Origin of the sequence: Sphingomonas arenae, assembly GCF_016924655.1 — a bacterium.
GTDB classification, from domain to species: domain Bacteria; phylum Pseudomonadota; class Alphaproteobacteria; order Sphingomonadales; family Sphingomonadaceae; genus Sphingomicrobium; species Sphingomicrobium arenae.
Map to the genome: position 1 here is coordinate 79,302 of NZ_JAFFJU010000001.1, position 19,943 is coordinate 99,244.

Below are 19,943 nucleotides of genomic sequence, written 5' to 3' on the forward strand. Positions count from 1 at the left end.
GTGAGCGGCCCGTGCGCCTCAGCGATCCTCTATTGGAAAGATCCTGCGGCGGACCGCCTCGACGTTGAAGCAGGCACAATCCTATCGTTCAAGAACCCTTGAAGCAGGAAGCCAGGGGCCGGTCGACCGCCCGGGAAACTCAGCCCCCGCGCGATCGTCGATGGCCCGCCGGTTTTACGCGCGGCAGATCTTGTATCCGGACGCGTTGAGCGCCTCGATGATCTCGGAGGCCAGCCCATATTCGCCCGGTCGCAATACTCGCACAGTCAGTGAGCCGACTTGCAAGATCCCGCCGCTGATCGTGTTCTCGATCACGAGAGCAGCGTCAGAAACGTCATGCAGACTGTCGAATGCGAGGTGGCCAGGTCCGCGCTGATCCACCGAAACCTGAGTCAACATAGACAGCTCCTTCACTGCTCAGGAGCTTATACTCTAGTCGGCAGCTAGAGTTTCAGAGTTCGGAAGGAGTAATCCTTTTGGATGATCATGCCGAGCGGCGCGAGAGGGTCACTGGCCCAGTCCCTCCGCCATCTCCGCCACCTCGAGCCAACGCAGCTCCGCCGCTTCCTTGTCGGTGCGGAGCTTGGCGATGTGGTCCATGAGGGCTGCGAACTTCTTGGGATCGCGGGTATAAAGGTCGGGGTCGGCGAGCGAAGCTTCATCGGCGGCGATGGCAGCTTCGAGCTTCTCGATTTCGGCCGGCAGGCGGTCGAGGTCGCGCTGGTCTTTGTAGGAAAGCTTGCGGGCAGCGGCAGGCGGCGCGTTGGCGGCCACCGTGACTGACCCCTCCGGCGACCTGCGGCCACCACCTCCCCGGGCCGGGGAGGATCGCCGCTTCGCCCAGTCCTCATACCCGCCGGCGACCACGTCGACCTTGCCGGAGCCGTCGAGCCCCAGCGTGATCGTCACCGTGCGGTCGAGGAAGTCGCGGTCGTGGCTGACGAGCAGCACCGTGCCCTCATAGTCGGCGATGACCTCCTGCAGCAGGTCGAGTGTCTCAAGGTCGAGGTCGTTGGTCGGTTCGTCCAGCACCAGCAGGTTCGAGGCGCGGGCAAACTCGCGGGCCAGCAGCAGGCGTGAGCGCTCGCCGCCGGAGAGGGAGCCCACAGGCGCCTCGGTCAGCTCGGGGCTGAACAGGAATTCCTTGAGGTAGCCCTTGATGTGCTTCTTGACCCCGCGCACCTCAATCCAGTCGCCGCCATCCGCCAGCACGTCGCGCACGCGCTTGTCGGGAGCCATGAGCTTGCGCTGCTGGTCGATGACGATGCCGGACAGGGTCTTGGCGCGCGTGATCGTGCCATGGTCCGGCTCGATCTCGCCGGTGAGCAGCTTCAACAGCGTAGTTTTTCCCGCGCCGTTTGCGCCGACGATGCCGATCCGGTCCCCGCGCTGGATGCGCAGGGTGAAGTCGCGAATGATGGTGCGGCGTTCGTCCCGCTCGCCGAGCGCAGCCCCCTCGCGCTCACCCTGAGCCTGTCGAAGGGTGTGGAGAGACGCTTCGTCAGGCTCAGCGTGAGCGCCGGTGAGGGCGGGTCGAAGAGGATAGCTCTTCCACACCCTTTCGGCATCGATCACCGTCTTGGTCTTGGTATCATCCTTGACCAGCCCCAGCTTCGCCACGCCCGGCCCACCGATCATGGATGCGCGCTGAGCCCGCATCTCGTTCAGCTTCGCGAGCCGCCCTTGGTTTCGCCGCCGGCGGGCGGTGACGCCGCGCTGGAGCCAATGGAGCTCCAGCTTGAGTTTCGCGTCGAGCTTCTCGGCGGCGCGTATCTCCTCGTCATAGACCCGCTCGGTCCAAGCATCGAAGCCGCCAAAGCCGATCTCCGCCCGCCGCAGCGTGCCCCGGTCCAGCCACAGGCAGCTCTTGGTGAGGCGCGTGAGGAAGGTCCGGTCGTGACTGATCACCACGAACGCGCCGTTGAAGCGGCTGAGCCAGTCCTCCAGCCAGTCGATCGCCGCCAGGTCGAGGTGGTTGGTGGGCTCATCGAGCATCAGCACGTCCGGCTCCTGCGCCAGCGCCCGGACGATGGCTGCCCGCCGCCGCTCACCACCCGATGCCGTTGCAGTCTCCCGGCCGAGGTCGATCCCAAGCTGCGTCGCGATCGCGGCAGCGTCGTGGGCAGCAGGCGAGTCCGCGCCGGCGAGCACCCAGTCCTCCAGCGTCCGGTGGTCACCCATTCTCGAGTCCTGCTCCAGCAGCACCACCTTCTTGCCCGGGACGATGGTACGCCGGCCCTCGTCCGTATCGATCTGCCCGGCCAGGCACTTGAGCAGCGTCGTCTTGCCCGCGCCGTTCCGTCCGATCAGCGCCAGCCGGTCGCGGGGGCCGATGTGAATGTCGAGGTTCCGGAACAGCCAGCCTTCGCCCTGAACAAGGCCAAGGTCTTCATAGGAAAGGATCGGTGCCACCATGGGCCGGCTCTCTAGCGGCCCGAAGGCGTGTCGTCACGGCCACATGAACACAGCCATGTGCCACGGTTCATAAGACATTCAATGCCTTGTGGTACACAGCCGTCCAAGAGATTCGACATGAGCCTGTTTCGTACCCTCCTTGCCGCCGTCGTTGCGACCGGCCTGATCGCCACCCCTGCGCTGGCGGACCGCAAACGCGACCGCGGCCGGGACCAGGACCGCGCGTTCGAGGCATTCCGCGAAGGTCGCTCCATGCCGCTGCCGCAGATCGAGCGGCGGGTACGTCCGCACATGGGCGGGGCGGACTATCTGGGACCTGAATTCAACGGGCGGACCTACCGCCTCAAGTTCATGCGCGGCGGGCGGGTGATCTGGGTCGACGTGGACGCGGCGACGGGCCGGATCATCGGCCGGTCGGGGGACTAAGTCTTCTCCTCCTCTTGCCCTCGCGGTAAGTGTGTCAAACGTCGAGCTACCCTTCGACAAGCTCAGGGTGAGCGCCACGGAAAACGCACCGCCCCCGCGCGCTCACACTCAGCCTGTTAAAGCGTGTGACTACCATGCGCTCACGCTGAGCCTGTCGAAGCGTCTGGCATCATCCTTCGACAGGCTCAGGGTGAGCGCCGTCCGGTCAGGCTGGCTTGCCTGAGCGTGCCCTCTCCCCCTCCTCAATCGTTCCGTCTAAGCAACCGTTCAGCTTCGCGCGGGTTAACCGGCGAAGCTGAATGCAAAGGACTGACACACATGCGCGTTCTGATCGTCGAGGACGAACCCAATCTGGGGCGCCAGCTCCGTTCCACGCTGGAGGGTGCCGGCTATGCAGTCGACCTGGCGACGGACGGCGAGGACGGCCACTATCTCGGCGCGACCGAAAGCTATGACGCCGTGGTGCTCGACCTGGGACTGCCGGAGGTCGACGGTCTGACCGTGCTCGACCGCTGGCGCCGCGAAGGCCGCAAGATGCCGGTGCTCGTGTTGACCGCGCGGGACAGCTGGTCCGACAAGGTGGCCGGCCTGGACGCGGGCGCCGACGATTATCTCGCCAAACCGTTCCAGACCGAGGAGCTCATCGCCCGGCTGCGTGCGCTGATCCGCCGTTCCTCCGGCAATGCCTCGTCGGAGCTGATCGCCGGCGACATCCGGCTCGACACGCGCTCGGGCCGGGTCACCAAGGATGGCGAGCCGGTCAAGCTGACCGCGCAGGAGTATAAGCTCCTGAGCTACCTCATGCACCACAAGGGCAAGGTCGTCAGCCGCACCGAGCTCATCGAGCACATCTATGACCAGGACTTTGATCGCGATTCGAACACCATCGAGGTGTTCGTGACCCGCATCCGCAAGAAGCTGGGCGCCGACGTCATCACCACGATCCGCGGCCTCGGCTACAGCCTGGAGGATCCGGCGGCTTGAACCTGGAGGCACCGGCCCCTGCCGGTGGCGCCCACGCCGGCGAACCCGAGACCCAGGCGGGCCTGGTCAGTCACGCCTTGCCCGTGGAGGACGGCGGGACTGGATCGCTGACCCGGCGCATGATCGTTGTCGCGGCGATCTGGATCAGCGTCTTGCTGTTCGCCGGCGGTTTTGCACTCGACCGCGTTCTCACCAGCAGCATCGTCCGCAACTTCGACGCGCAGCTCGAGAACGTGCTGAACTCGATGGTGGTCGCGTCGGAAATCGGACCTGACGGGGAGGTCCGCTTCAACCGCCCGCCCGCAGACCAGCGCTTCATCGAGCCGTACAGCGGCGTCTATTATCAGATTTCCGGTGACGGAGCGGAGCCATTCCCGTCGCGTTCCCTGTGGGACCGGCGGCTACGCGTGAGCGACAGCTACTTCCATGTCGAGCCGCACTTCTATGACAGCACGGAGTTTGATGGCGAGCCGCTGCGGGTCGTCGAGCGAGACGTGATCCTGCCCGCGTCCAAGGTCCGCTGGCGGTTCCAGGTGGCCCAAAGCCGGCAGCTTATCGATCAGCAGATCCGCGAATATCGCTCGACCCTGTTCTGGAGCTTCGCGGTGCTGGGCCTCGGCCTCATCATCATGGCGGCGCTTCAGACCGTCTACGGGCTCTGGCCCCTGCGCCGCGTGCGGAGCGAGGTGGTCGCCATTCGCTCCGGCGCGAAGACGCGGATCGAGGACCGGCTGCCCAATGAAATTCGCCCGCTCGCCGACGAGATCAACCAGCTGCTCGCCCACAATGAGGCGCAGGCGGAGGAAGCGCGGCGTCATGCCGGCAACCTGGCCCATGCGCTCAAGACGCCGCTCACCGTCATCACCAACGCCGCGACCGCGGAGGCGCCCGACCTGGCCGACACGGTCTGCCGGGAGGCGACGACGATGCGCCGCCAGGTCGACCACCACCTTGCCCGGGCGCGCGCCATCGGGCGGCGAGCCTCCGCCCAGTCGCGCGCCTGCGTCTGGGAGAGCCTGCAGGCCGTGGAACGGGCGGTCAGCCGGATGTACGAGGAGGTGACCGTCGACATTGCCGGGGACAAGACGGCCGAGGCGCGGGTGGAGCGGCAGGACCTCGACGAGATGCTCGGCAACCTCGTCGAGAATGCCGCCAAGTACGGTAACGGCCGGGTATTCGTCACGGTGGAGAAGAGCGCGCCCTGGATCGACATCCTGGTCGAGGATGACGGTCCCGGTATTCCCGAGGAGCAGCGCCAGGAGCTCTTCACCCGCGGCAAGCGGCTCGACACCACCGGCAAGCCCGGAACCGGGCTCGGTCTGGCGATCGTCCGCGACGTGGCGGAAATCTATGGTGGCCGGATCATCCTGGAGGAGAGCGAGGATCTTGGCGGTCTGCTGGCCCGCCTGAGCCTTCCTGCAGGATAGGGGAAATCCCGGACCTTGCCCCTCTCCCTTCGCGCTCCTAGGTGCCCCTCGTGACCGCTTCCGTTCTTCCCCTCCGCCCCCATCGTGCGCCCTCACTGGAGCCGATGATGAACCTCATCGCGCAGGACATGGCCGCCGTGAACGCGGTGATCCTAGAGCGCATGCAGTCGGAGGTGGCGCTCATTCCGGCTCTGGCGGGTCATCTGATTGCGGGCGGCGGCAAGCGCATGCGGCCGATGCTGACCCTCGCGAGTGCCGCACTGCTGGACTATCCCGGCAGCCGGCACCACAAGCTCGCCGCGGCGGTGGAGTTCATCCATACGGCGACCCTGCTGCACGACGATGTGGTGGACGGCAGCGGAATGCGCCGGGGCAAGCAGACGGCGAACCTCATCTGGGGCAATCCGGCGAGCGTCCTGGTCGGCGACTTCCTCTTCTCCCGCGCCTTCGAGTTGATGGTCGAAGACGGGTCCCTGAAGGTCTTGCGGATCCTGAGCCACGCGTCCGCCGTGATCGCGGAGGGAGAGGTCGACCAGCTCACCGCCCAGCGCCAGATCGGCACGGACGAGGACAAGTATCTCCGGATCATCCAGGCCAAGACCGCGGCGCTGTTCGCCGCAGCCTGCCGCATCGCGCCGGTCGTCGCGGAGGCGGGCGAGGAAGCCGAGGAAGCGCTGGAGGCTTATGGCCGCAACCTGGGCATTGCCTTCCAGCTGGTGGATGACGCGATCGATTATACCAGCGACGAGGCGACCAGCGGCAAGGACCTCGGCGACGATTTCCGCGACGGCAAGATGACCTTGCCGATCATCCTCGCTTACGCACGCGGCAGCGAACCGGATCGCCAGTTCTGGCGCGAGGCGATGGCTGGAGACCGGGTCGGCGACGACGACCTCGCGCACGCGGTCCGCCTTCTCCGCAGCAGCGAGGCGATCAGCGACACGCTGGAGCGTGCACGGCAGTATGCCCGGCGCGCGCTCGATGCGTTGGCACCCTTCCCGTCGAGCAAGGCCAAGGCGGCACTGACCGAAGCGGTGGAGTTCGCGGTCGCGCGCGCTTATTGATGCGGGAGACTTGCAGGGTGCTTCCACCGGCGGGCCTGCCTCGGCTAGGGTATCCAGCCGCCCCCTGCTGGAGCCTGCATGCCCCTTCTCGTTACCGGACACTGTGACCGGCTGATCTTCGGATTGAGTCCCGCAGAGCGCCTCCGCCGGCAGGTGGCAGGCATGCCCGGCCTGCGGCTCGTTGCGGATGCCTCGGCGGTGATCAGTGAAGGTACGCTGCAGTGGCTGGAGCAGAACCCCGGCATTGCGCTCGTCAGTACGAGCGGCAAGCGGCTGGCCGTGGCAGCGGTGGACGGAACGCCGACCCGCGACCTGCTCGACAGCGCCGCCAAGACCGTGACTGCCGACACCTTCCACTACTTCAACCGGAAACTTCGCCGGCGGGAGGCGCTGTTCGGGGTCAGCCTCGACGAGGTGGACGGGGACGCGCTGCACCGAACTTTGTTCAACAGCGTCTACAAGGGCGTCACAGACCTGGTTACCAAGTTCGTCTGGCCTGCGCCGGCTTATTGGGTGACACGCTTGCTGGCCGCCGCCCGGGTCACACCGAACATCGTCACCGCCGTCGGCTTTCTCTGCATGCTGCTCGCAGCGGTGCTGTTCGCGCGGGGACAGATCGCGCTCGCGCTCGTGCCGGCCTGGGTCATGACGTTCCTGGACACGGTCGACGGCAAGCTGGCGCGGGTGACGATCCGGTCCAGTCCGATCGGCAATACCCTGGATCATGGGATGGACATCATCCACCCGCCGATCTGGTGGCTGTGCCTCGCCTACGGGGTGGTGCTGCGTGAAGGCAATACGACTATGGTGCAGCCGGCGGTGGTTGCGATGCTCGGCAGCTACGTTGCCGGGCGGGTGGTGGAGACCGTCTTCAAGTCGCAACTCGGCTTCAACCAGTTCATCTGGGAGCCAATGGACGCGTGGTTCCGCCTGATCGTTGCCCGGCGCAACATCATCCTTCTCATCATCACCGTGGGACTGATCTCGGGCTTGTTGCTGGAATCGTTCCTGCTCGCGGCGGCATGGAGTGTCTCGTCCGCGCTGATCCAGCTGGTCCGACTGGCGCAGGCCTGGAGCCGACGGCCGGTCCGCTCCTTCCTTTCCGGCGACGATGACCTGACGCTGGCGGTCAGCCGGGCTCCCAAATCGCCCTCACAATCCTGATCGATGAAGCCGCCGCACCTGCCGATCCATGCGGTGCTGCCGGACCTGCTGGCCGCGCTGGACTCAGGGCCGAGAGCGCTGCTGATCGCTCCTCCGGGCGCGGGCAAGACCACCCTGGTCGCGCCGGCGTTGCTCGACGAGCGATGGTGCGACGGCCAGGTGCTGCTCCTCGTGCCACGCCGCCTTGCCGCGCGCGCAGCCGCCGAGTTCATGGCTGCGGAGCGCGGGGAGGCTCCCGGCGCAACCATCGGGTACCAGACCCGGCTGGACAGTCGGGTGGGCAAGGATACGCGGGTGATCGCCATGACTCACGGCGTGTACCTGTCCCGCCTCGAGAAGGACCCGGAACTCAGCGGCGTGTCCGCCGTGCTGTTCGACGAAGTCCACGAGCGCAGCCTCGATAATGACCTTGCCCTCGCGCTGACCCTTGATGCGGCAGACGGGTTGAGGCCCGACCTTCGGCTGGTGGCGATGTCCGCAACCCTCGATGGCGAGTGGTTCGGCCGCTTGCTTGGTGACCCGCCCCGGATCGAAAGCGAGGGAAAGAGCTACCCCCTCAAGCTTTGTCATATCGGACGCGACCCGGCGAGCCGGATCGAGCCGCAGGTCGCCGCGGCGTGCAGGCGGGCGCTGGGCGAGCATACAGGCTCGCTGCTCGCATTTCTTCCGGGGGTGGCCGAGATCGAGCGCACCGCTGAGGCCCTCGGCGCACTGCCGCCGGATGTCCGGCTGCATCGGCTGCACGGGGGCATCGATCCGCGCGCGCAACGGGCTGCCCTTGCCTCGCCGCCGCCCGGCACCCGCAAGCTGGTCCTCGCCACCAGCATCGCGGAGACCAGCGTCACCCTTCAGGACGTCCGCATCGTGGTGGACAGCGGACTGGCGCGCCGGCCGCGCTACGACCGCGGAGCAGGGCTCACGCGCCTTGTGACGGAACGGGCCAGTCGTGCCGCCGTGACTCAGCGAGCGGGCCGGGCCGCGCGCCAGGCACCCGGGGTTGCCATCCGGCTCTGGGAAGTGGCGGCAAACGCCAGCCTGCCCCCGCACGAGCCACCCGAGATCCTCGAGGCCGACCTGTCCAGCCTCCTCCTCACTTGCCTGCTGTGGGGAGCGGCAGATCCCGCCTCCCTTCCATTCCTTGACGCTCCGCCATCGGCCGCGCTCGAGGAAGCTCGGCAGCGGCTGGTCTCCCTTGGCGCCATCGATGCCGACGGCCGGGTCACTGCGCACGGCCGCGCGATCGCCTCCATCGCTCTCGAACCGCGGCTGGCCCACATGCTCGTGGAGGCAGGCGCGCGTGGCTTCGGCCCCGCTGCAGCGGAAGCCGCCGTGCTGCTGACAGAGCGTGGGCTCGGCGGCAACGACCCGGACCTGGAATCGCGCTGGCGGCGTTGGCGGGCCGATCGGGGTTCGCGGGCGGAGGCTGCAAGAGCATTCTCGAAGCGCCTCACCCGGTCCGTTGGCATCGAGCGAGGTCGAGATGCGCCTCCGAGGGAACCCCAGGAGAATTCGCTTCATGAAGCCTCGGCTACGCTCGGCGAGGGTCCTCGACTTTGCTCGGACCGAACGGGAGAGCTGCTTGCTCAATCCATCGCCCTTGCTTTTCCGGACCGGGTGTCCCGGCGCAGGGGTGCGTCCGGGGAACATTGGCAGAGCGTCGGCGGGCGTGGCTTCCGGCTGGACCCGGCATCTCCGCTGGCCCGCGCTGAATGGTTGGCGGTCGCCGAAGTCGCGGGCGCGGCTTCTGGTGCTCGCATCCTCGCCGCAGCCGCCTTCGAAGAGGCCAATGTCCTTGCCCTGTTCGAGGACCGGATCACGATCCGGCACGACGGCGCCTTCGACCCCGCGACAGGCGCGGTGACTCCTACCCGAAGCCGTCGGCTCGGGGCGATCCGGCTCGCCCACGGACCCGACCCGAACCCCGACCCCGCCGCGATCGAGGCCGCGCTGCTGGAGGGGCTACGGGAGCATGGCTTGGGGCTTCTTCCCTGGAATGAAGCGGCCCAACAGCTTCGGCTTCGCGCAGCCTTTGCGGCCAGTCACGACGAACAGGTTCCGCCGCTCTCCGACGAGGCTCTGCTCGACCGCCTTGACGAATGGCTGGCACCCCTATTGGCCGGCAAGCGGCGGTTGGGCGACATCGACCCATCGGCCCTCCGTCAGAGCCTCGACAATCTGCTCGGCTACGAGGCGCGGCGCCGGCTGGATCAGCTTGCTCCCGCCGAGTTCGCCTCGCCCGCGGGAAGCCGGCACGCCATCGATTACTCGGCCCAGGGTGCCCCCGCTGTCGAGGTCCGGGCCCAGGCCCTTTATGGGCTGAACAGCCACCCGATGCTGGCCAACGGCCGCGTGCCGCTGACCCTGGCCATCACCTCGCCCGCAGGTCGACCGATCCAGACCAGTCGCGACCTGCCGAGCTTCTGGGCCGGTTCGTGGCGCGAGGTCGCCAAGGAAATGCGCGGCCGCTACCCCCGACACCCCTGGCCGGACGACCCTGCGTCGGCAGTTCCAACGCTCCGGACCAAGCGCGCGTCCGCTTGATTTCCCGGCCCGCATCCGCCACTCCGCCGCGCATGACCAGGGCGCGCATCATCGAGCAGGACCGCAAGACCACCCAGTCGGGACGGGCGAAGGCGGGAGGCTGGACGCTCGAGTTTGAGAGCTCCGAACCCCAGAAGCATGATCCGCTGACAGGCTGGGTCGGGTCGGCCGACACCCGCACGCAGGTTCGCCTGGGCTTCGAAACCAAGGACGCGGCGATCGCCTATGCGCAGAAGCATGGGTTCGACTACCATGTGATTCCCGCGCCGCCGGTGAAGCTGAAGATCCAGGCTTACGCGGACAATTTCCGCTAGGGCTTGGCTCAGCCGCGTGGCCGGCATGCAACAAGGCTGGCCCAATTGCCTCGCCCGCTTGCCAAGCGAGCCGTTGACCTCCAGAGACCGCCACGCCGGATCGCCTGAGGAGCTTGTGAGCCCCCATGCGTATCATGGCGCTCGTCGGGACGCGTCCCGAAGCCATCAAGATGGCACCCGTGACCGACGCGCTGATCGCGCGCGGCCTGACCCCGGCCCTGATCGTCACTGGCCAGCATCCGGACCTTGACCCCGCAGCCTATGGCCTGACGGGCGAACCGGTCCATCGGCTGCAATGCCAGGGCATGCCGGACCCGCGTGCCCATGCGGGCCTCGTCGCGGAAACTGTGGCTCCGCTGCTTGCGACAAACTGCGACCTGCTGCTGGTGCATGGCGATACCTCCAGCGCCCTGGGCGGGGCGATGGCGGCATTCGACCTCGGCGTTCCCCTAGGTCACGTCGAGGCAGGGCTGCGCAGCTTCGATCGCGCCAATCCCTGGCCGGAAGAGGACAACCGAGTGACCATAGACGCATACGCGTCCCTGCTGTTCGCGCCGACCGATACCAGCGCCGCCAACCTCGTCCGCGAGGGATTGAGCGGTGAGATCCACGTGACTGGAAACACTGCGATCGATGCGCTCCAGCGCGTGGTGGGTCCCTTGCCGCAGCGTAGCGATCGCCGACCCGACAAGCCCAAGCTGCTGGTCACCTGTCACCGCCGCGAGAACTGGGGCACGAAGCTGACCCCGATCGCGCTCGCCCTGCTCGACATCGCGCGCTCCGGGCTGGCGCAGGTCGAGGTGGTGCTTCACCCGAACCCGGCCATGGCCGACGCAGTGCGCCTCTTCCTGGCCGAGGAGCCAGGGGTGACGCTGCTGCCGCCCCTGCCGCACGGCGAGATGATCGCCGCCATGCGCAGGGCAACGGTGATCCTTAGCGATTCCGGCGGCGTGCAGGAGGAGGCTCCGGCGCTCGGAGTGCCGCTCCTGGTTCTGCGCGAGCGGACGGAACGACCGGAAGGCATTGCGTCCGGCAACATGCGCCTGGCCGGAACCGTCCGCGAGGAGATCGTCGGGGAGGTCACGCGCCTTCTCACAGACGCGGTGGCGTATGCGGCGATGTCCAGCCCCACCCTGCCTTATGGCGACGGGCACGCCGGACCCCGCATCGCGGCAGCGATAGAGGACTGGCTGGAACGGCATTTGCAGGCGGAAGAACGGCTGATCGCCTGATTGACTAGCGCCATCCTCCCCGCCATATGCGCCGCTCTCCCGCTAACGGCCCCTTCGTCTAGCGGTCTAGGACGTCGCCCTCTCACGGCGAAAACACGGGTTCGAGTCCCGTAGGGGTCACCAGTCTCAAACCTTTGAGCGGGAAAGCTGCCTCCTTCAGATAGGCGAGACCTTCCTTGGCGTGTTGCGGGCACAGGCGATGGCTCGCTATGCACCGGACGTGAGCCGCCGATTACCGCACCATCTCCCCAACGATGCGATCAGCGAAACACTATTTGGCTGCCGCCGCTGATGGCGGCCGCCTCGGACCAGACAGCGTCGAAGCCCCGCCTCATCCTGTTCGCCTTCGGCGACTTTGCCTTCAACCTCTACTGGCAGAGCGTCATGCTCTTCCTGTTGTTCTACTACACGGAAGCCCTGGAACTTCCGGTGGCGCTCGCGGCGACCACCTACATGGTCGCATCCATCTGGGACGGCATCGCCAACTTCGCAGCGGGCGCACTGGTGGACCGCCGCAAGACCTTCCGCTCCTACAGGGCCTTGCTGGTGGTCGGCAGCCTGCCCCTGGGATTGAGCTTCGCGCTTGCCTACTTGCCCCCACCGCTTCCCGGCGGGTGGGCGGTGGCCACGGTGTTTGTGGGCCACCTGCTGTTCCGGACTGCTTACGCGGCGGTCAACGTGCCCTATCTCGCCATGTCCGCTCGGGTGAGTTCGGAGCCGGACGATCGCGCCTTCGTCGCCGGAGTGCGCATGCTGTTCGGCACGGCCGCGGCGGTCTTCGTCGCGCTAAGTACGGTTCCGGTCGGAGGCTGGCTGACCGGCAGCCGGGATGCGGCGCAGGCCTACCTTGGCGCAGCAATCCTGTTTGCGCTTATTGGCACGGTCATCCTGGTTCTCGTCGGCGCCACGTATCGCGAAGCATCGTCCGGAGCTTGCCGTCCGCCCGCCACCATCCGCGACGCGCTGATGAGCCTCGCAAGAAACCGGGCGTTCGTGCTCCTCAACCTTGCGATGATGGCGATGATCATCGCCGTCACGGTGCTGAACAAGTCCGTCCTCTACTATTTCAAGTACATAGTCGGGGATGAGAGCGCGGGGCAGCTGGCGCTTGCGTCCATGGGCGTGGTCAGCGCCGCCGCCGTCCCAGCCTGGATGCTCCTGGGCCGCTTCCTGGGCCTGCGCACCCTGTGGCTCGTCGCCTCGGGGGCCGCAACGGTCGGCCTGTGCCTGTTTGCCGCGCTGGACGTGCACCGCGCCGGCGCCATGCAACTGTTCCTGATGGGAATGCAGGCGGCGATCGTCGGTCTGCACTTCGTCTTCTGGGCCTTGCTGCCAAACACCATCGAATATGGCGAGCAGACGACCGGCTTGCACGTGGAAGGAACCGTGTTCGGCCTAGCCGCCTTGCTCCAGCGCATCGCGATCGGAGTGGCGACGGCCATTCTCGGTTGGTCCTACAGTGAGGCTGGCTTCGTTGCCAACGTCCAGCAGAGCAGCGGAACGCTCGCCGGCATGCGCGCGACGATCGCAACCGTGCCGCTGCTATTTCTAGTCCTCTCGTGTGCCGCGATGCTGGTGAGCCCGCTCGGTCGGCGCCCCGTTCGCGCTCAGGCGGTCAGTTCGAACGTCGCGTGAAGTCCGTCGGCCTCGGCGGAAGGTGCGATCCAGACATCGAAGGTGCCAGGCTCGACCACCGGCTTGTTCTGCAGCCCGACGAAGGCAAGGTCCGCCGGCCGCAGCACGAAACGCACCACTTCCGAGCTGCCAGGCGCGAGCGTGACCTTGCGGAAGGCCTTCAGCAGGCGAACGGGTCGGGTGATACTGGCGGCACGATCGCGAATGTAGAGCTGGACCACCTCTTCGGCCGCGCGCGTGCCCGTGTTGCCAACCCGCGCGGTGACAGCGATCTCGCCGCCTGCCATCGCCATGCTGCGACTGCTGAGCGCCAGGTCGGAATAGCCGATCTTGCCGTAAGTCAGGCCATGGCCAAACGGGTACAGGGCCGTGTTGGTCAGCCCGCGAAAGCGTGCCTTGTAGGCCTCCAGCTTGCCTTCCGGGTTGGGCCGCCCGGTCGGCTTGTGGGAATAATAATAGGGCTGCTGGCCCGACTCCCGCGGGAAGCTGACGGGCAGCCTGCCGGAGGGTGAATAGGCGCCGAATAACACGTCCGCGATCGAGTGACCGGTCTCCGTACCGAGGAACCAGGTCACAAGGATTGCAGAGGCGTTGGCGACCGCCCCTTCGAGCGCCAGTGCCCTACCATTCTTCAGGACAACGACCATCGGCTTGCCGACGGCAGCCACGGCTTCGGCCAGTTGCTGCTGCGGCCTCGGAACCACGATCTCGGTTCGCGACTGTGCCTCGCCGGACATGTTCTGGGATTCACCAATCGCCAGCACCACGATGTCCGCCTGCCGAGCAGCCGCAACCGCGGCCTCTATCCCGCCGGCCAGCGGTTCCTCGATGCCGGAGCCCTCCGCAACGATGATGCTGCTCTTGTCGGCGATCGCCTCACGAACGCCGGTCGCAAGGTCGACAGCCTTGGCGTCATCGCCATAGACGCACCAGGGACCGATCAGGTCATGCTGCCCAGCGGCGAATGGGCCGATAAGCGCGATCCGCTTGCCAGACCTTGGAAGCGGCAGGAGATCGCCCTCATTCTTAAGCAGCACGATCGACTTGCGTCCTGCTTCGCGCGCCAGCGACAGGGCCGGGCGAGTCATCGACCGGCGCTGCTCCCGTCGCTCGTCGATGCGACGGAACGGATCCTCGAACAGGCCGAGCATTGCCTTCATGGCCAGCACCCGGCGAACGGATTCGTCGACCCGCGCCTGCGGCACTTCTCCGCTTCGAACGAGGTCAGGCAGATGCGTCCTGTAGAAGCCGCTCTGCATGCTCATGTCCACGCCAGCAAGGAAGGCGAGCCTGGTTGCCTCGCGCGCATCCTTAGCGAAGCCGTGGGCGATCATCTCCTCGTCGCCCGTATAATCCGATACGACAAAGCCCTCGAAGCCCCACTCGCCGCGCAGCAGCTGCGTCATCAGCCACGGGTTCCCGGTCGAGGGGATCCCGCTGAGCTCGTTGAAGGAAGCCATGACCGACAGGGCGCCCGCGTCGAACGCGGCCTTGAACGGCGGCAGGTAGACCTCCCGCAGCGTCCGCTCGGACACGTCCACCGTATTGTAGTCGAGGCCCGCTTCCGCCGCGCCGTAAGCCGCGAAATGCTTCGCGGTTGCAAGCATATGCGCGTCGGACTTGAGGTCACGGCCTTGGAAACCCTTCACCCGGGCAATGGCGAACAGCTCGTTCAGCAGGACGTCCTCGCCGCCCCCTTCGACGCCGCGCCCCCAGCGTTGGTCCCGCGCGACGTCGACCATCGGCGCGAAGTTCCAGTCGATTCCGGTCCCCGCCGCCTCAAAGGCTGCCATTTCCGCGGTGCGTCGGGCTAGGTCCGGCTCGAAGCTGGCAACCTCCGCCAGCGGCACCGGGAAGATCGTGCGGTGACCGTGAATGATGTCCGCGCCGAAGATCAGCGGGATCTTCATCCGCGACTCCTTCACCGCTGCGGTCTGCAGCATCCGGTGCATGCGGGCGCCATTGCCATTGAACACACCGGTGAGGAGTCCCCGCCGGGCTTCGTCAAGTTGGCGGGGGAAGTCGCCGTTACTCGGGGGATTGAGCGACGCTGCCGATGTCCCGCCCCAGGCCGAGGCCATCAGGCTCAACTGGCCCGCTTTCTCTTCGAGCGTCATGCGCGCGATCAGGTCGCCGACAAAAGCTGGCGCCTTCACCCGCTCGGTCGCTTGAAGCAGCGCACGTGCGGGGCTTGCCGCCCAAGCTGCAACAGCACCAGCGCCCATCAGCGCCGCACGGCGGGAAATACGGGTTTCGAACATGGCCTCCCCTTCGCTTCGCTTGGCGCAATCGGGTCGGCACCCCCGTTGCTGCGGTCCGGCTCACAGGCAAGCTTGACGGACCGTGTAACCGGTTACATGTCCTAGGCCGGAAATGAAAGCAACTGGACTTTTGTCGGTTGCGAAGGCGCTCAGCGGCTGCGCATGAAGGGATCCCATGGCCGAAGCCACCATTCGCGACGTTGCCCGGCGGGCTCAGGTCTCCGTCGCTTCCGTGTCGCGCGTTCTGAACGGATTCGAGAGGGTCAGCGATGCGACCCGCGAGCGCGTCATCGAGGCGGTAACGGCGCTCAGCTATGTCCCCCACGCCGCCGCTCGCAGCCTCAGCATGGCCCGGACCCATTCCATCGGGATCGTCCTGCCCGATCTCCATGGCGAGTTCTTTTCCGAACTCGTCCGCGGCATGGACCGGGTTGCCAATGATCGCGGCTACCTCCTGCTGCTGTCGAGCCTCCATCCTGGCAACCGGATCGGCTTCTCACCACTCAGCGCGCTGCGCGGACGGGTCGATGGCGCGATCGTCATGGCTCCCCACCTGAACGAGCAGGAGCTTTCGGACATCCTGCCGAAGGGCTTCGAGGTGGTGCTGCTGAACACCCGCGGCGGAGCCCACGACTGCCCGGTCATCACCCTCGACAATGCCAGCGGAGCGGAAGCCGTGGCCCGGCACCTGGTCGCGATCGGTCGAAAGCGCCTCGTGCACATCGCGGGTCCGGCCGGCAACGCCGATGCCCAGGAGCGGGCCGACGCCTTCTGCCGGGTTCTCCATGGCTACTCGGACGTTCTGGTGGAAACGGTTCAGGGCGACTTCTCCGAAGACTCCGGAGGTGCCGCCATCGCGGCCTTGCTGCAGGCGGGGCGGGAGTTCGACGCGGTTTTCGCCGCCAACGACAACATGGCCATCGGTGCGCTCCAGACCTTGCGCGAAGCTGGCCTCAAGGTTCCCGAGGACGTGGGGGTGGCAGGGTTCGACGACGTTCCTATGGCCCGCCACCTCGGCCTGACCACCGTCCAGGTCCGGATCGCGCAACTTGGCGAGCATGGGCTGACGGCGCTGCTCGATCGGATCGAGGGCAGAGGGGCCCCCTCCCACATGCTGCATCCTGTCGAACTGGTCGTCCGCGCCACTACCGGCGAGCCTCGGTGATCCTGCACCGCCGCGAATTCCTCGGCAGCGGCGCGGCTGCGGTTGGCGCGGCCATGCTGCCCGGCTGCGCTGCCAGCCTCGCAACCCCACGCATCCGAACTCTGCCGCGCTTCTATGACGACCTCGAGCGGCGAACCTTCAACTTCTTCTGGGAGACCGTGAACCGCGCCAACGGCCTGGTGCCCGACCGTTGGCCCACCCCAAGCTTCTCCAGCATCGCCGCGGTCGGATTTGCGCTGACCGCTTACGGCGTCGGGGTCGAGCGAGGCTGGTGCAGCCGTGCCGCGGCGCGCGACCTGACCCTGACGACGCTGCGCTTCTTCTGGAACGCCCCACAGGGTCCGCAGGCAACCGGCGTCAGCGGACATCGCGGCTTCTTCTACCACTTCCTCGACATGCAGACCGGCCTGCGGTTCGAGCGCATCGAGCTGTCCAGCGTCGACACCACGCTGCTGCTGCTCGGTGTCCTTTTCGCAAGCCGTTTCTATGACGGCACCCATCCCGCCGAGCGCGAGATCCGCTTCCTTGCCGAAGCCATCTACGCCCGAGCGGACTGGAACTTCTTCCGCAGCGACGGGCGCCTGCCAATCTCCATGGGCTGGCACCCGGAAACGGGCCTGATCAAGGCCAATTGGACCGGCTACAATGAAGGCATGGCGGTCAACATCCTGGCCCTTGGCGCGCCAGTACATCGTGTACCGGAGAACCTGTGGAGCGCCTGGACCGCTCCCTATCCGAAGCACTGGCGTGGCGAAGGTGCGACACGCCACCTCGCTTTCGCACCGCTCTTCGGGCACCAGTACAGCCACATCTGGATCGACTTCCGCGGCATCCAGGATCAGCCCATGCGAGCAGCCGGGCTCGACTATTTCGAGAACAGCCGCCGCGCGACCTACGCCAACCGTGCCTATTGCGCCGCAAACTCAATGCGCTGGGAAGGCTATTCGGATCGCATCTGGGGCCTTACCGCCTGCGACGGGCCGGGCGGCTTCACCCTGCCATTCAAGGGCGAACAGCGGCGTTTCCACGACTATGCCGCGCGCGGACCGGTGAGTCAGCCGGACGGACTGGACGATGGCACCCTCGCACCAACCGCTGCGCTCGGCTCCCTGCCGTTCGCGCCGGAGATCGTCATCCCCTGCGCGGAGGCCATGCTGCGCGAGCACGGCGCGCAACTTTACGGCCGCTACGGATTCCGCGATAGCTTCAATCCGAGCTTCCGCTACCAGGGCCTGCAGACTGAAACCGGCAGCGTCGATCCGGAACGCGGCTGGGTCGCCCGCGATTACCTCGGCATCGACCAGGGCCCCATCCTGCTCCAGGCGGCAAACCACCGAAGCGAGTTCGTCTGGCGCGTGATGCGGGAAGTGCCGGCGATCCGGCTCGGCCTCGAACGGGCGGGCTTCACGGGCGGCTGGCTGCGTTCCTAGCGCACGCGAACCGGGCGGCTCAGCCGGGACACGCCGCTCTCGTTGAACGCCTCCACAGCGACCCAGTAGGGCACGCCAACGTTCAGGGCCTTCAGCTCCTTCTGCAGCGCCGCGCCTCCCTCGAGCTCGCCTGCCCACAGCTGGTAGGTCTGCGTCAGCCGATCCGGCCGGATGCCCCAGCGGATGTTGTAGCCGACCGCACCCGGCACCCGGCGCCAGGCGATGGTGGCGTCGCGCTCATCCTGGTGCCGCCTGCCGGTCACGCTCGCCGGAATGGAAGGCGCCCGCCCGTCAGCCCGCCCGAACACGCGCAGGTCGCTGATCGCCAGGTGCGCCGCGCCGACGTGCCCGTGCACGTATCGGATGAAGCGCGTACGCACCGGCTCGGGCAGCTCGAAGTAGGCGTTCGGCCGGTCCCGGCGCGGCGGCTCGGTGCGGGCGAGCGGCTGCCAGACCCGCCCGTCCGCCGAATGTTGCAGCTCGAACTCGGTGTAGATGTCCGGCGCATCGGCGTAGCGCCCCGCCTTGTAGTCAGCGAAGTTGACCTGCACCGCCCGCACCTCGCGGGAACCGCCCAGGTCCATGGTCAGCGACTCGCCCGAGGCGTTCTTCGCCGCCACCCAGAAGGTCCGCGGGTCCTCGTCGCTCGCGCGGTTCGCCGCGAACTCGCCAAGCGTCGAGGATGCGCTCAGCGGCTTGCGGTAGGACAGCAGCATCCACCCCGCGAAGAGGCTGTCGGGGTCGGTGAACTTGCCCGTCGGCACCAGCCGCGGCCAGTCACCGAACCGCGTCGAGGCGTTGAATTGCCCGTCCGGGTAGAAGCGCGCCGGATAGATGGCGATCCGCCGCTCCATCCCCCAATTGTAGCCGATCCAGGACGTGCCGCTGTTGAACCAGTTGCCGTGATTGTCCTGCACGGTGGAGCCATGGCCCACCCCTTCCGCAAACCCTCCGGGCCGATAGGCGACCGGGTTCCAAGGCGCGTAAGTGAAAGGGCCTAGCGGCTTGTCCGAGACGTAGGTTCCGTTGGCGTAGGCGTTAAACTCGGACCCGGGCGCGCCGTACTGGAGGTAGTAGCGGCCGCCGACCTTCGTCATCCACGCCCCTTCCATGTACGAGGGGCTGGGCCGGCCCGGTTCCCAGCAGGCGCAATGGTCCTGTCCGAACCGCTCCCACCCGTGCTTCTCGGGGTCCATCCCCAACATCGGCTTGGGATGCGTCTTGTAGATGAGTTTCGCCGGTTCCCACGCAATCTCGCTGCCGTAGAGCGGGAAGACATTCGACGAGCCCCAGTACATGTACCACTTGCCGTCGTCGTCCTTGAACAACGCCGGATCCCACGGACCGGGCGGGATCTCGCCGGGCTTCATCTCCTCGGGCGCCTTGTCGACGGAGCCGGGCAACGGCGGCATCCGGCGGACCAGGAAATCGAGCTTTCCGCTGTCCGGGTCGGTCGTGGACAGGATGGCCTCCGGCTCCATCATCGACGGCTGGAGGATGATCTTCTCGCCATCGGACCAGGCGGCTGGCGCGACGATACTGTCGAACGGCCAGCGGCTTGGCGTCACGAAGCTCCAGTGCGCGAGGTCCGTCGAGCGCCAGTAGCCGTCCGCCAGTGTGGCGAACATGTAGAAGACGCCCCGATGGTTGACGATCGCCGGGTCCGCGCCTGTCCGGTAGGAAGCGTCGGTGTAGATCTGCTCGAAATTGTATCGATAGTCGATGTCGACCGGGTTGATGGTCGTGCGCTGCTCCGCGGCGGCTGCAGCAGGCAATGGCGCCAGTGCAAGGACCAGCAGAGCTCGCTTCAACATCTGGTCTCTTACGCTCTCAAAAAACCGGAAGCGCTGCGTCGCCGATCCATAGACCCCGACGCAGCGCTCTC

15 protein-coding genes and 1 tRNA gene are annotated in these 19,943 nt (G+C 66.9%); 12 read left to right on the forward strand and 4 right to left on the reverse strand.

All coding sequences use genetic code 11. From position 1 onward, the window contains the following. Positions 1–174: 174 nt before the first annotated feature. Positions 175–399, reverse strand: a complete 225-nt coding sequence (locus JT720_RS00395; RefSeq protein WP_205478442.1) for a hypothetical protein — start codon at positions 397–399, stop codon at positions 175–177. 108 nt (positions 400–507) lie between these two features. Next, positions 508–2,415 carry an ABC-F family ATP-binding cassette domain-containing protein gene (locus JT720_RS00400; RefSeq protein WP_205478445.1) on the reverse strand — a complete coding sequence of 636 codons (1,908 nt, stop codon included), beginning with the start codon at positions 2,413–2,415 and terminating at the stop codon, positions 508–510. A gap of 117 nt (positions 2,416–2,532) precedes the next feature. Here JT720_RS00400 and JT720_RS00405 point away from each other — a divergent pair, with 117 nt between their 5' ends. From JT720_RS00405 to JT720_RS00450, 10 genes are all read left to right on the forward strand, one after another. Next, the gene (locus JT720_RS00405) at positions 2,533–2,841 is read left to right on the forward strand and encodes a hypothetical protein (RefSeq protein WP_205478446.1); all 309 of its coding nucleotides are present in this window, start codon (positions 2,533–2,535) and stop codon (positions 2,839–2,841) included. Between the two features lie 318 nt (positions 2,842–3,159). Continuing rightward, positions 3,160–3,825, forward strand: coding sequence for a response regulator transcription factor (locus JT720_RS00410; protein ID WP_205478448.1), 666 nt, complete (start codon positions 3,160–3,162; stop codon positions 3,823–3,825). Between the two features lie 119 nt (positions 3,826–3,944). Next, entirely contained in the window at positions 3,945–5,252 is a 1,308-nt protein-coding gene (locus tag JT720_RS00415) for a sensor histidine kinase (RefSeq protein WP_205480088.1), read from the forward strand. Between the two features lie 104 nt (positions 5,253–5,356). Next, positions 5,357–6,316, forward strand: a complete 960-nt coding sequence (locus JT720_RS00420) for a polyprenyl synthetase family protein (protein WP_205480090.1) — start codon at positions 5,357–5,359, stop codon at positions 6,314–6,316. Between the two features lie 78 nt (positions 6,317–6,394). Next, the gene (locus JT720_RS00425) at positions 6,395–7,480 is read left to right on the forward strand and encodes a CDP-alcohol phosphatidyltransferase family protein (protein WP_205478449.1); all 1,086 of its coding nucleotides are present in this window, start codon (positions 6,395–6,397) and stop codon (positions 7,478–7,480) included. A 3-nt stretch (positions 7,481–7,483) separates the two neighbouring features. Continuing rightward, a complete protein-coding gene (gene hrpB, locus JT720_RS00430) occupies positions 7,484–10,021 on the forward strand; it encodes an ATP-dependent helicase HrpB (RefSeq protein WP_205478451.1) in 2,538 nt (845 codons plus the stop codon). 32 nt (positions 10,022–10,053) lie between these two features. Beyond that, positions 10,054–10,335: an ETC complex I subunit gene (locus JT720_RS00435; RefSeq protein WP_205478453.1), complete on the forward strand. Its 282-nt coding sequence runs from the start codon at positions 10,054–10,056 to the stop codon at positions 10,333–10,335. Positions 10,336–10,460: 125 nt separating this feature from the next. Beyond that, positions 10,461–11,567 (forward strand): non-hydrolyzing UDP-N-acetylglucosamine 2-epimerase, encoded by a 1,107-nt coding sequence (wecB, locus tag JT720_RS00440; RefSeq protein WP_205478455.1) that lies wholly within the window; start codon positions 10,461–10,463, stop codon positions 11,565–11,567. A gap of 47 nt (positions 11,568–11,614) precedes the next feature. Further along, positions 11,615–11,690: transfer RNA gene (locus tag JT720_RS00445), tRNA-Glu, on the forward strand. 168 nt (positions 11,691–11,858) lie between these two features. Further along, positions 11,859–13,202, forward strand: coding sequence for an MFS transporter (locus JT720_RS00450; RefSeq protein ID WP_205478457.1), 1,344 nt, complete (start codon positions 11,859–11,861; stop codon positions 13,200–13,202). Here JT720_RS00450 and JT720_RS00455 read toward each other — a convergent pair. Continuing rightward, positions 13,175–15,463 (reverse strand): glycoside hydrolase family 3 N-terminal domain-containing protein, encoded by a 2,289-nt coding sequence (locus JT720_RS00455; RefSeq protein ID WP_205478458.1) that lies wholly within the window; start codon positions 15,461–15,463, stop codon positions 13,175–13,177. The two genes, JT720_RS00450 and JT720_RS00455, sit on opposite strands and share 28 nt — an antisense overlap. A 175-nt stretch (positions 15,464–15,638) precedes the next feature. Here JT720_RS00455 and JT720_RS00460 point away from each other — a divergent pair, with 175 nt between their 5' ends. Then, positions 15,639–16,628, forward strand: coding sequence for a LacI family DNA-binding transcriptional regulator (locus JT720_RS00460; RefSeq protein ID WP_205478459.1), 990 nt, complete (start codon positions 15,639–15,641; stop codon positions 16,626–16,628). After that, positions 16,628–18,058: a glucoamylase family protein gene (locus JT720_RS00465; RefSeq protein WP_419555386.1), complete on the forward strand. Its 1,431-nt coding sequence runs from the start codon at positions 16,628–16,630 to the stop codon at positions 18,056–18,058. The genes JT720_RS00460 and JT720_RS00465 overlap by 1 nt, the downstream gene beginning before the upstream one ends. Here the strand turns inward: JT720_RS00465 and JT720_RS00470 are convergent. Then, positions 18,055–19,872, reverse strand: coding sequence for a family 43 glycosylhydrolase (locus JT720_RS00470; RefSeq protein WP_205478461.1), 1,818 nt, complete (start codon positions 19,870–19,872; stop codon positions 18,055–18,057). The genes JT720_RS00465 and JT720_RS00470 overlap by 4 nt on opposite strands. Positions 19,873–19,943: the final 71 nt, after the last annotated feature.